The organism is Bacillus sp. FJAT-27001, from assembly GCF_019039175.1.
Taxonomy (GTDB): Bacteria; Bacillota; Bacilli; order Bacillales; family Bacillaceae; genus Bacillus; species Bacillus velezensis.
Genome location: NZ_JAHOAA010000001.1, coordinates 866717 through 878947, shown reverse-complemented (window position 1 = coordinate 878947; position 12231 = coordinate 866717). Strand labels below are relative to the sequence as shown.

General features: G+C 49.0%; 14 protein-coding genes and 1 riboswitch. Of the genes, 12 read left to right on the top strand and 2 right to left on the bottom strand.

Features of this window, described 5'->3' with window-relative positions; all coding sequences use genetic code 11:
• Position 1 precedes the first annotated feature (1 nt).
• Together BGM27_RS03640 and BGM27_RS03635 are read left to right on the top strand one after the other, a co-directional pair.
• Positions 2 to 802, top strand: coding sequence for an NAD kinase (locus BGM27_RS03640; RefSeq protein WP_003155018.1), 801 nt, complete (start codon positions 2 to 4; stop codon positions 800 to 802).
• Between the two features lie 14 nt (positions 803 to 816).
• A complete protein-coding gene (locus BGM27_RS03635; protein WP_007409102.1) occupies positions 817 to 1710 on the top strand; it encodes an RluA family pseudouridine synthase in 894 nt (297 codons plus the stop codon).
• A 33-nt stretch (positions 1711 to 1743) separates the two neighbouring features.
• Here BGM27_RS03635 and prpE read toward each other — a convergent pair whose 3' ends face one another.
• Complete coding sequence (gene prpE, locus BGM27_RS03630; RefSeq protein WP_007409101.1) at positions 1744 to 2493, bottom strand: bis(5'-nucleosyl)-tetraphosphatase PrpE; 750 nt, start codon at positions 2491 to 2493, stop codon at positions 1744 to 1746.
• A gap of 228 nt (positions 2494 to 2721) precedes the next feature.
• Between prpE and BGM27_RS03625 the strand changes: the two genes are divergently transcribed.
• The 10 genes from BGM27_RS03625 (at position 2722) to BGM27_RS03580 (ending at position 11633) form a co-directional block, all read left to right on the top strand.
• Positions 2722 to 4566 carry a monovalent cation:proton antiporter family protein gene (locus tag BGM27_RS03625; RefSeq protein WP_007409100.1) on the top strand — a complete coding sequence of 615 codons (1845 nt, stop codon included), beginning with the start codon at positions 2722 to 2724 and terminating at the stop codon, positions 4564 to 4566.
• A gap of 53 nt (positions 4567 to 4619) precedes the next feature.
• A riboswitch (TPP riboswitch) is annotated at positions 4620 to 4728 on the top strand.
• An 87-nt stretch (positions 4729 to 4815) separates the two neighbouring features.
• Positions 4816 to 5523, top strand: a complete 708-nt coding sequence (gene tenA / locus BGM27_RS03620; protein ID WP_007409099.1) for a thiaminase II — start codon at positions 4816 to 4818, stop codon at positions 5521 to 5523.
• Entirely contained in the window at positions 5501 to 6118 is a 618-nt protein-coding gene (gene tenI / locus BGM27_RS03615) for a thiazole tautomerase TenI (protein ID WP_007409098.1), read from the top strand. The genes tenA and tenI overlap by 23 nt, the downstream gene beginning before the upstream one ends.
• A complete protein-coding gene (gene thiO / locus BGM27_RS03610) occupies positions 6102 to 7211 on the top strand; it encodes a glycine oxidase ThiO (protein ID WP_007409097.1) in 1110 nt (369 codons plus the stop codon). Before tenI ends, thiO begins: the two co-directional genes overlap by 17 nt.
• Positions 7208 to 7411, top strand: a complete 204-nt coding sequence (gene thiS / locus BGM27_RS03605; RefSeq protein ID WP_007409096.1) for a sulfur carrier protein ThiS — start codon at positions 7208 to 7210, stop codon at positions 7409 to 7411. The genes thiO and thiS overlap by 4 nt, the downstream gene beginning before the upstream one ends.
• Entirely contained in the window at positions 7408 to 8178 is a 771-nt protein-coding gene (thiG, locus tag BGM27_RS03600) for a thiazole synthase (protein ID WP_007610655.1), read from the top strand. The genes thiS and thiG overlap by 4 nt, the downstream gene beginning before the upstream one ends.
• A complete protein-coding gene (thiF, locus tag BGM27_RS03595) occupies positions 8175 to 9185 on the top strand; it encodes a thiazole biosynthesis adenylyltransferase ThiF (RefSeq protein ID WP_007409094.1) in 1011 nt (336 codons plus the stop codon). The genes thiG and thiF overlap by 4 nt, the downstream gene beginning before the upstream one ends.
• Positions 9186 to 9207: 22 nt before the next feature.
• Positions 9208 to 10020, top strand: coding sequence for a bifunctional hydroxymethylpyrimidine kinase/phosphomethylpyrimidine kinase (gene thiD / locus BGM27_RS03590; protein WP_007409093.1), 813 nt, complete (start codon positions 9208 to 9210; stop codon positions 10018 to 10020).
• 130 nt (positions 10021 to 10150) lie between these two features.
• Positions 10151 to 10927: an enoyl-ACP reductase FabI gene (gene fabI, locus BGM27_RS03585; protein ID WP_003155001.1), complete on the top strand. Its 777-nt coding sequence runs from the start codon at positions 10151 to 10153 to the stop codon at positions 10925 to 10927.
• A gap of 97 nt (positions 10928 to 11024) precedes the next feature.
• On the top strand, positions 11025 to 11633 hold the full coding sequence (locus BGM27_RS03580) for a CotO family spore coat protein (protein WP_007409092.1): 609 nt from the start codon (positions 11025 to 11027) through the stop codon (positions 11631 to 11633).
• Between the two features lie 58 nt (positions 11634 to 11691).
• On the opposite strand, the gene cotZ is transcribed toward BGM27_RS03580, so the two are convergent.
• Entirely contained in the window at positions 11692 to 12135 is a 444-nt protein-coding gene (gene cotZ, locus BGM27_RS03575; protein ID WP_007409091.1) for a spore coat protein CotZ, read from the bottom strand.
• Between the last annotated feature and the right edge of the window lie 96 nt (positions 12136 to 12231).

Genomic DNA, 12231 nt, shown 5'->3' with positions numbered 1-12231 from the left:
CATGAAATTTGCCGTTTCTTCAAAAGGAGACGAGGTTTCAGATACACTGAAAAGCAAAATACAGGCGTATTTACTCGATTTTGATATGACCTTGGATGAAAAAGAGCCGGAAATCGTTATTTCCGTCGGCGGTGACGGAACGCTTCTTTACGCATTTCACAGGTACAGCGACCGTCTCGATAAAACGGCGTTTGTCGGAGTTCACACGGGGCATTTGGGTTTTTATGCCGATTGGGTTCCGCAGGAGATAGAAAAGCTCGTTCTGGCCATCGCCAAAACGCCGTATCATACCGTGGAGTATCCCCTTCTTGAGGTGATTGTCACTTATCATGATGAAGAGCGTGAGGAGCGGTATCTGGCTTTGAACGAATGTACGATCAAAAGCATAGAAGGCAGTCTCGTCGCTGACGTGGAAATTAAAGGCCAGCTGTTTGAAACGTTCAGGGGAGACGGTTTATGTCTGTCCACGCCTTCCGGAAGCACGGCTTATAATAAGGCGTTAGGCGGCGCGATCATCCACCCTTCCATCAGAGCGATTCAGCTTGCCGAAATGGCATCCATCAACAACAGAGTGTTCAGGACTGTCGGCTCGCCGCTTTTGCTTCCCGATCATCATAACTGTGTCATCAAACCGAGAAACGACGTCGACTTTCAAGTCACAATTGATCATTTAACCTTGCTGCATAAGGATGTCAAGTCCATTCTATGCCGTGTGGCAAATGAAAAAGTCAGATTTGCAAGATTCCGTCCTTTTCCGTTTTGGAAAAGGGTGCAGGACTCCTTTATCGGAAAAGGCGAATAGAAAGAGGAAACGGATTGGACAACTTTTTTATCCAAAAGAACATGACTGCCCGGGAAGCCGGCATGACGGTAAAAGAATATACGGCGCTGCTCGGCATTTCAAAGCGGCTTCTCGCTGACATTAAATTCGGCGGGGGAGACCTGCTTGTGAACGGAGAGCATGTAACCGTCCGCGCCGTGTTAGCGGAAGGAGACGTGCTTAAGATTGAATTTCCGAAGGAGCATGTGAGTGAAACGCTTTTGCCTGAGCCGGTTCCTCTTGATATTCTTTATGAAGATGACCATGTGCTTGTGGTCAATAAACAGCCGTATGTCTCCTCAATTCCATCAAGAGAACACCCGTCGGAGAGCATCGCTAACGGAGTGATCAGCCACTACCGAAAAAGCGGCGTACAATCAACGGTTCATCTTGTCACCCGCCTTGACAGGGATACATCGGGGGCGATGCTCATCGCCAAACATCGGCTTTCCCATTCTCTTTTGTCGGCAGCACAGAAGAAGGGGCTTGTCAGCAGGCGGTATCTCGCTGTCGTACACGGGATCATGCTGCAGAAGGAAGGAACGGTGGACGCGCCAATCGGAAGAAAACACGACAGTATTATTGAGCGGATGGTAACGCCGGAGGGACAACGAGCGGTGACGCATTTTCAAACGGAAAAAGCGGGACATGCGTTTACGCTTGCAGCCCTGCGGCTGGAAACGGGGCGGACGCATCAAATCCGGGTGCACATGAGCTACCTCGGCCACCCGTTAGTCGGTGATACACTGTACGGCGGAAAAAATGAGGGAATTGCGCGGCAGGCTCTTCACAGTGAGCGGCTTTCATTCGTACACCCCATGACCGGAAAAACGCTCGTTTTTCACGCTCCGGTGCCTGACGATATGAAAACATTAATTGAACAAATGTAAAGCCCGAACCGTTTGCCGGTTTCGGGCTTTTTTTCATGCCTGCCTTCCGTGATCCTCGCGAAATCGTGAGGCATCATAGGGCATTGAGCTTTCCACAGAGACGGTTTCATGCTCCGGAAAGCGAAAGCCTGTCAGTTGATTGCCGAAGACGCATCCTGTATCAATGTTGATTGTACGGTTGACGATCCGGGGGCGTTTTACCGGGGTATGGCCGTAAACAATCCATGCCTTGCCTTCATAAGCGGCGGCCCAGTCTCTTCTGACGGGTCTGCCGTCGGGATACGTTTCACCCGTGATATCGCCGTACAGAACAAATTCTTTTACCTTACGCGAGTATTTACCGATATCGTCAGCTTTTATGCCGGCGTGGGCGACAACGAGATCGCCATTATGTAAAATGTCATAAAGCGGCGCTGACTCATATAATCGGATAAATTGTCTGGAGACTTCCGTTCTGTCGGCGGGAGACAGCTCTTTCAGTTCGGCTGCCGTCGTTTCCAGTCCGTGCATCACTTTTACGGGGTTTCCTTTTAAGTAACGGTACAGTTTGTTGCAATGATTTCCCGGGACATAACGGACGGCTCCTTTTTCATATGCTTTTGCCACAAAACGCATCACTTCTACGGATTTTGGGCCTCTGTCCGTTAAATCCCCCGCAAAGACAAGCGTCCTGCCTTCAGAGTGAACGGGCGTTCCGTCTTTCACTTCATATCCGAGCTTTTGCATTAACGCGATCATTTCGTCATAACATCCGTGTATATCGCTGATGATGTCATAAGCCATTCGTGTCTGCCTCCTTATTAACGGTTTTTTATTTATTATGGGGCTAATTCCTATACCTAATTACGCTGTTTTTGCACAAATTAAAAAAAGAATTAAAGAAATAAAGCCTTATCACTTTTTTTTCGCGTTCAGCCTTGTTAGAATATGCGTTATGTTTTTAAAAAAAAGTAAGGTTTCGCCCGCTTTAAGCGGGCTTTTATAACCCTTGTTTTAAGGAGGTATTTACGAATGGAACACACATCAGTCGCATCTTTAGTCGTCGTTCTGATCGTCGCTTTTTTGACGCCGCTCCTTTTACATCGGTTTAAGCTCAGCATCCCCGTCGTCGTCGCGGAGATCATCATGGGGCTTATTATCGGAAAAAGCGGCCTGAATCTTGTCGTTCAGGGAGACACGTGGCTGGAGACGCTGTCTGTTCTCGGCTTTATCTTTTTAATGTTTTTAAGCGGCTTGGAAATTGATTTTTCTTCATTTGAGAAAGGGAAGAAAAAACAATTCCTTCCGAACGGCAAGGAAGCGCCCAACACGTTTTCTGCCGCACTGATTATCTTTTTCGGCATCTTTATTTTATCATTGCTGCTGTCCTATGCCTTTGTATTAGCCGGTTTTATTCAAAACGCATTTTTAATGACGCTTATTATTTCGACGATATCACTCGGTGTGGTGGTCCCGACTTTAAAGGAAGAACGGATCATGAACTCCAATATCGGCCAGATCATCCTGCTTGTCGCCGTTATCGCGGACTTGGCTACGATGATTCTGCTCGCTTTCTTCTCTTCTCTTTACGGAGAAGACAGCGGAAATATGTGGCTTCTGTTGATCCTTTTTGCCGCGGGGGTCGTGCTGTATTTCTTCGGCAGGATCTTTAAACACCGTTCATTTGTGCAGTCGATGTCTAAAGGCACCGTGCAGATCGGCACGAGAGCCATTTTCACACTGATTATCGTGCTTGTCGCTTTATCGGAATCTCTCGGGGCGGAAAATATTCTCGGCGCGTTTTTGGCAGGCGTTCTGGTATCGCTTCTGTCTCCGAATAAAGAAATGGTGGAACAGCTGGATTCATTCGGATACGGGTTTTTAATTCCGATCTTTTTCGTCATGGTCGGGGTGAAATTGGACATTTGGACGCTTTTCCAAGATCCGAAAACATTAACGATGATTCCGCTGCTTCTGCTTGCGCTGTTTATCAGCAAAATGTTCCCGGTGTTTTACTTAAAGAAATGGTATGACAAAAGAACCGTGTTTGCTTCGGGCTTTTTGCTGACGTCCACGCTGTCGCTTGTTATCGCGGCGGCTACGATCGGAGAAAGGCTCCACATTATCAGCGCCAATATGTCCGGCGCGCTGACTTTAGTTGCGGTTATTGCCAGCATCATCACGCCGATCGGCTTTAAGAAATTATACAAACGGCAAAGTGCGCCGCAGGAAAAAAAGCGCATTACATTTATCGGCGCCAACCAAATGACGCTTCCTGTTACGCTGGAATTGCCCGATGAGGAATATGAAGTACGGGTCGTCCATGTGTATCAGGAAAATGCCGGAGAAGCGCTTGCGGAATCTGTTTTTTCGGTTGACACGATTTCTGATTACGAGCCCGGCACGCTTGAGTCGCACGGTATTTTCAAAACGGATATTCTTGTCGTGGCGACGGGAAATGAAGATGTGAACGCTGAAATCGCCTTAATAGCGAAAGAGAAAGGGACTGAGCGTATCATCGCAAGCGTCGGCTCGGTTGAGCATGAAACAAAACTGAAAGAAGAGGGCATCAGTATTTTTTCTATCCTTCTGTCTACAAAGACGCTCTTGCGCGCATTAATTGAGGCGCCGGGCGTGATGAGCCTCCTGACGAATGAGGAGTCTTCGTTATATCAGATCAATCTGGAAAACCCGGCGTATAACGGCATCATTCTGCGGGAATTTCCGCTGATGGGCGATGTGATTTTCGTCCGGATTTTCAGAGGTGTGGACAGCATCGTTCCGCACGGAGACACGCGGCTGAAAACAGGAGACCGTCTCATCGTTACGGGCTCGCGCAACTACGTGTCGGAACTGAGAAAAATCCTTGAAGCTTGACCAAATTGCAATTCGTGATAATATAGAAGGCATAACAAATAAATCAATAATCGTATGACCACTAGGGGTGTCCTTCATAAGGGCTGAGATAAAAGTGAGACTTTTAGACCCTCATAACTTGAACAGGTTCAGACCTGCGTAGGGAAGTGGAGCGGTATTTTTTTGGGGTTCCTTTTATCCATTTAAATTCCAAACCACTTTTCCGATGCGGGAAAGTGGTTTTTTTATTTTATCAGGGGGGAAGACATGATGACATTTTCTGAAGAATGCAGACTGGCGGCTGCCGAATGGTGGGACGGAAGTTTTGTTCATCCGTTTGTAACGGGAATCGGTGACGGAAGCCTGCCGATAGACCGTTTCAGCTATTACGTGCTGCAAGATTCCTACTATTTGACGCATTTTGCAAAAGTTCAGGCGTTCGGCGCCGCATATGCCGAAGACTTGTTTACGACGGGCAGGATGGCGGGCCACGCTCAAGGGACATATGAAGCGGAAATGGCGCTGCACCGCGAGTTTACGGAGCTTTTAGGGATTACGGAAGAAGAGCGTGCGGCATTTAAACCGGCACCGACCGCCTATTCTTATACGTCTCATATGTACAGATCGGTGATGAGCGGCAATTTTGGAGAAATATTAGCTGCGCTTCTGCCCTGTTATTGGCTTTATTATGAAGTCGGCGAACACTTAAAGGAGTGCAAACCGGAGCATCCGATTTATGAAAAATGGATCGGTACATACGGCGGAGACTGGTTCAGACAGCAAGTCGAAGAACAGATCAGCCGTTTTGACGAGATTGCTGAAAACAGCACAGAGGACATCCGCGCGAAAATGAAAGAGAATTTTGTGATTTCAAGCTATTATGAATATCAATTTTGGGGAATGGCCTATCAAAAAGAAGGCTGGTCCGAGAAGGGCGGAAAAGAGGTGGAATCTTTTGGAGCTGCACGCGGTAACTGATAATCGCAAACCCGTTGCCGAGCTGGCCGAGGATATTCTTTCGATTCAGCGCGAAGTAAGCTTTATCCATATCCGTGAGCGGGATAAAACAGCGGGAGAGATCATGCAGCTTTTGTCCCTTTTGAAAAAGGGCGGTGCGGATAAGGACAAATTGATCATCAATGACAGGGCGGATATCGCGCTTTTTGCCAATATACACCGTGTTCAGCTTCCGTCCCGCAGCTTTTCCGTAAAGCAGGTGCGAAGCAGATTTCCCCATCTTCATATCGGACGTTCGGTTCATTCGCTGAAAGAAGCCATCCAAGCTGAAAAGGAAGATGCGGATTATGTGGTGTTCGGCCATGTATTTGAAACCGAATGTAAACAAGGACTTGAAGCAAGGGGCATCAGCCTGCTTTCAGAGATCAAACGCACGCTTTCCATCCCCGTCATCGCAATCGGCGGAATGACACTGCAGACGATCGGACACACAAAGCAGGCGAAACCGGACGGAATTGCCGTCATGTCAGGTATATTCTCAGCTGAAAATCCTGAGGTGGCGGCAAAACGGTATGCACGCGCGGTAAGGGAGGCCGATTATGAAGAAGCACTATGATACAGCGGTGATCGGCGGCGGAATTATCGGGTGCGCCATTTCTTATGAGCTGGCGAAGGCGCAGCAGAACGTTGTCTTGCTTGAAGCCGGAGAAGTCGGCCGAAAAACGACAAGCGCTGCCGCGGGAATGCTGGGCGCTCATGCGGAATGTGAAAACCGGGATGCGTTTTTTGATTTTGCCATGCACAGTCAAAGGCTGTATGAAGCGGCGGGGCAAGAGCTTGAGGAAGCTTGCGGCATTGACATCAGGCGCCATAACGGCGGAATGCTTAAACTGGCGTATACCGAAGAAGATATCGCCCGTCTGCGGAAGATGGATGATCTGCCTTCCGTCACCTGGCTTTCAGCGGAAGATGCCCTTGAAAAAGAGCCTTACGCTTCAAAAGACATTCTCGGCGCAAGTTTTATAAAAGAAGATGTCCATGTCGAACCGTACTATGTCTGCAAAGCGTATGCAAAAGGAGCGCGGCGCTATGGCGCTGACATATATGAGCATACACAAGTCACCTCCGTAAAACGGGTGAACGGAGAATATTGCATCACAACATCCGGCGGGGATGTCTATGCTGACAAAGTCGCAGTTGCAAGCGGGGTATGGAGCGGCCGGTTTTTCAGCCAGCTCGGCTTGGGACAGCCTTTTTTTCCTGTGAAAGGAGAATGCCTTTCCGTGTGGAATGACGATTTCCCGCTGACCAAAACCCTTTACCATGATCATTGTTATGTCGTCCCGAGAAAAAGCGGCCGGCTTGTCATCGGCGCCACGATGAAACAGGGCGACTGGAGCGATACGCCTGACATCGGAGGAATTGAGGCCGTCATTGCAAAAGCGAAAACCATGCTTCCCGCCATCGAACATATGAAAATAGACCGGTTTTGGGCGGGACTCAGGCCGGGAACAAAAGACGGAAAGCCGTTTATCGGGCGGCATCCTGAAGACAGCGGGATCATCTTCGCCGCCGGCCATTTTCGGAACGGCATCCTGTTGGCGCCGGCAACGGCTGAAATGGTGCGGGATATGATCCTGGAAAGACAGATTAAGCAGGAATGGGAAGAAGCGTTTCGAATTGATCGCAAGGAGGCTGTTCATATATGATCCTTCAGCTGAACGGAAAACAAATTGATTGGAATCGAAATGAGGGGACGGTTCAGGATTTGCTTGAATCGTACCAGCTTGATCAAAGAATCGTAGTTGTGGAGAGAAATAAAGAAATCATTGAAAAAAAGAATTATGAAAATACGAGTTTGTGTGACCGCGATGTCATAGAAATTGTCCATTTTGTAGGAGGCGGATGAGGATGTTAACAATAGGCGGAAAACAGTTTCAGTCAAGATTGCTGTTAGGAACGGGAAAATATCCGAGTTTTGAGATTCAGAAAGAGGCGGTGGCCGTCTCGGAATCAGATATTTTAACCTTTGCGGTAAGGCGGATGAACATCTTTGAAGAGTCTCAGCCTAACTTTCTTGAACAGCTTGATTTGTCTAAGTATACGCTTCTGCCGAATACGGCCGGCGCCGCAACGGCTGAAGAGGCGGTCCGAATCGCAAGGCTTGCCAAAGCTTCAGGGCTTTGTGACATGATAAAAGTAGAAGTCATCGGATGCAGCCGGTCACTTTTGCCTGATCCGGTTGAAACGCTGAAAGCATCAGAACAGCTGCTCGAAGAGGGATTTATCGTGCTTCCGTATACGTCAGATGATGTCGTGCTCGCAAGACGTCTTGAGGAGCTCGGAGTGCATGCCATTATGCCGGGCGCTTCGCCGATCGGTTCCGGTCAGGGAATTTTAAATCCGCTGAATCTATCCTTTATCATTGAACAGGCGAAGGTGCCGGTCATTGTCGATGCCGGCGTCGGATCTTCAAAAGACGCCGCCTACGCGATGGAGCTCGGGGCTGACGGTGTGCTGTTAAATACCGCTGTGTCAGGCGCTGATGATCCGGTCAAGATGGCCCGGGCGATGAAGCTTGCCGTAGAAGCGGGCCGCCTTTCTTATGAAGCGGGGAGAATTCCGGTGAAAGATTACGGAACTGCAAGCAGTCCGCGAGACGGTCTTCCGGTATGACGGACAGATATTCCAGACAGGAGCTGTTTCAGCCGATCGGTCCCTCCGGCCAAGAGAAGCTCCGGTCGTCTCATGCCGTGATTATCGGCGCGGGTGCGCTTGGGACGGCAAGTGCGGAGATGCTTGTCAGAGCAGGGGTCGGGAAGGTAACGATCGCTGACAGAGATTATGTGGAGTGGAGTAATCTCCAGCGCCAGCAGCTCTATACCGAAGACGATGTCAGAGAGGAAATGCCGAAAGCCGCGGCGGCTGAAAAACGGCTTCGATCCATAAATAGTGATGTAGAGGTCGAGGGATTTGTCATGGATGTCACTGCGGAAAACGCACCCGGATTGATTCGTGACGCCTCCCTCATCGTGGATGCCGCCGACAACTTCGAAACAAGACTGATTGTGAATGATGCGGCTGTGCAGAAAGGGATTCCCTTTCTGTATGGCGCCTGTGTCGGCAGCTACGGGCTCTCTTTTACCGTCATTCCCGGTGTAACGCCGTGCCTTCATTGTCTGCTTGAGACATTGCCTTTAGGCGGTATGACATGCGATACGGCGGGAATCATCAGCCCGGCTGTATTGCAGACGGCCGTTTTTCAGGCAGCAGATGCGCTGAAGCTGTTAACGGGCGGATCTATCGAGCATGTTCTCCGTTCCTTTGATTTATGGAAAAATGAACGGTCAGAAATAAACGTCACCCGTCTTAAGTCGGCTGATTGCCCAAGCTGCGGCACGAACGATTATCCGTTTTTATCCTATGAAAATCAGACAAGAGCGGCGGTTCTGTGCGGGCGGAACACGGTGCAGATCAGAGCGGGGATCTCTGAACAGTTTGATCTGCAAAAACTTGCGGGACAGCTCAGACGGACAGGGCTTGATGTTTCAGCCAACCCGTATTTAATTTCGTTTTGCAAAGACGATTTCAAGATGGTACTGTTTCGTGACGGCAGAGCATTAATACACGGCACAAGTGATATCAGCAGAGCGAAATCCTTTTATCATAAATGGATCGGATAATGCGAAAGGAGAGAAAAACATCATGAGCATATGCAAAGCATTGACGATTGCCGGATCAGATTCAGGAGGCGGCGCCGGTATACAGGCGGATCTCAAAACCTTTCAGGAGCTCGGCGTTTTCGGGATGTCAGCCATTACAGCGGTCACCGCCCAGAACACTTTGGGCGTTCACGGCATTTATCCGCTCACCCGGGAAGCGCTGGGCAGCCAGATTGACGCGGTGGCGGAAGATTTGCGGCCTGACGCTGTAAAAACGGGAATGCTGTGGAGCGCGGAAATGATTGCGGAAATTGCGGAAAAAACGGATCAGTACGGGCTTGATCATGTCATCACCGACCCCGTCATGATTGCCAAAGGAGGCGCTTCCCTGCTGCGTGAGGAATCTCAGGTCGCGTTAAAAGAGCTGTTAATTCCGCGCAGCTATGCGGTGACGCCGAATGTTCCGGAAGCTGAGGTATTGACGGGAATGGAAATCCGCACGTTTGAGGACCGGAAAAAAGCGGCCGAACGCCTTTGCAAGCTTGGTGCAAAGCATGTCATCATAAAAGGCGGACACCAGCCTGAACAGGGGAGGATCGTTGATTTATTATTTGACGGTTCGTCTTTTACCCAAATCAGCCACGCTTATATTGACACCAAACACACCCACGGAACAGGCTGCACGTTCGCAGCCGCGCTGACGGCGGAAACGGCAAAGGGGAAAAACATTCAGACCGCGTTTGAGACAGCCGTCAATTTTGTGCGGGAAGCCGTGGAACATACGCTCGGCATTGGGGAGGGACACGGCCCGACCAATCATTTTGCCTTTAAAAGGAACAGTCTGCAGACGAGATAAAAAAGAGACCGCTTCAACATCCGCGGTCTTTTTCCCATGCTTTCAATCTGGACAAGGTTATGATATGATAAAAATTAAGATCAGGTACTAAAACTATGTCTTTAAGACGATTACAGGAGGCTTTATACATATGAATTTCTCACTTGAAGGCCGCAACATCGTTGTGATGGGCGTTGCCAATAAACGCAGTATCGCATGGGGAATCGCCCGTTCGCTGCATGAAGCCGGAGCGCGCCTCATTTTCACTTACGCGGGAGAGCGCTTGGAAAAATCAGTTCATGACCTTGCGGCTACATTAGAAAGAAATGATTCCATCATCCTTCCGTGTGATGTGACAAATGACGCTGAGATCGAAACTTGCTTTGCGAGCATTAAAGAGCAGGTCGGCGTGATTCACGGCATCGCGCACTGCATCGCGTTCGCAAACAAAGAAGAGCTTGTCGGCGAATATTTAAATACGAACCGCGAAGGATTCCTGCTTGCGCATAACATCAGTTCTTACTCTCTGACAGCGGTCGCAAAAGCGGCGCGTCCGATTATGACTGAAGGCGGAAGCATCGTTACACTCACTTACCTCGGCGGAGAGCGCGTCGTTTCAAACTATAACGTAATGGGTGTGGCAAAAGCGTCTCTGGATGCGAGCGTCAGATATTTAGCCGCTGACTTAGGAAAAGAAAACATCCGCGTCAACAGCATTTCAGCAGGACCGATCCGTACGCTGTCTGCAAAAGGAATCAGTGATTTCAACTCTATCCTGAAAGAAATTGAAGAGCGCGCGCCGCTGCGCCGCACGACAACACCTGAAGAAGTGGGCGACACGGCTGCATTCTTGTTCAGTGACCTGTCAAGAGGCATCACGGGCGAAAATCTTCACGTTGATTCAGGATTCCATATTACCGCACGTTAAATAACAAGCAGTCCCTTTCAGGGATTGCTTTTTTCTTTCTTCTGATTTTAATCATTCCGTCATATAAATAAAACATGACAGAATCGGAGGGATGAAGATGTCAAAACAAAACAGAAACGCGGAAAAAAAACCGCTCATGTATATTGTTCAGGCGGATTATTCAGACACGCAATCATCAATGCAGGACATATTAATCAAAAAAAGGAAAGCGCCTCAGCCGCCGGAAGAAGAGCCGATGCATGGAAAGCGGGAGGAAGAATGTCAAACTCAGCCTGAAGGAGCAGTGGCTGTCGAGCCAGAAAAGCAAGTACCTGAACAGCACAGCCGCGCAGAAGAAGCCGTTCAAGAAGTTCCGGCGCAAGCGGAGCAGGACACTGCCAAGCCTGACGCCGCTAAAAAAGAGCCTGATGCCGCTGAAAAAGAGCCTGAAGCGGTTCACAATGCCGCCCCAGAGGAAAAGGTTCCGCCAAAGCGCGTGAAAAAGCCGATGAGCAGAATGTCCATTCTTGAAAAAATTGATTTCTTAACGAAGCTGCCGCATAATATGCCGCGGACCCTTTGTCTGATAGAAGCCAACGGGAAAACCTACAGAGGCGTAATCGTCGGCAGAAAAAATAATGCGATCTTCCTGCGGACGACAAGCAACGGAGCGCCGGCAGAACTCGCAATAGACGATATTACCTCGCTGCATCCGCTTGGATTTTAACCATACAAAAAGCTGCCTGAATTCTTTCATCCGGCAGCTTATTTTTATGCTTTTTGATTTAAGAATGTGTGCGGTTGATCAGTCTCGGGTTCAGGCAATTGATGGCGCAGAAGCTATGGAGATCGACTTCAACGCAATAGTTCGTTTTTTCTAAACGGAATACATCGCAGAGAGAGTCTTTATCTGTAAAATCAAGAATGTGCTTATGCTCGTCAAAAGCAATAAGCAGGCTTAATGTGGCACAGCCGTCACAGACCCTTTCAACTCTGAAAAAAACGGTATTAAAGCACGGACCGTTATCCAGCTCGCCGACGTTTCCGAATGCGGTGAACGGTTTCGATTTTGAGGTGAAGATGGCGAACGGCACTGTATCGCCTAATGTATAAGCCGGAGATAAAAGGTTAGAATAACAGCCTGTCGGGCAATCTTCTTCAACCGCATTTTGCAGGTCTTCAATATTTTCTACCGCTTCACGCACACAGTATGTTGTATGCTTGCTCATAATATCCCTCCTGACTTCACGTTTTAAATGGTACCGGTTTAAACGATAGCGGAGAGTCAGCCGCCCGGAAGTCCGGGCGGGCTGATGATTGCATCT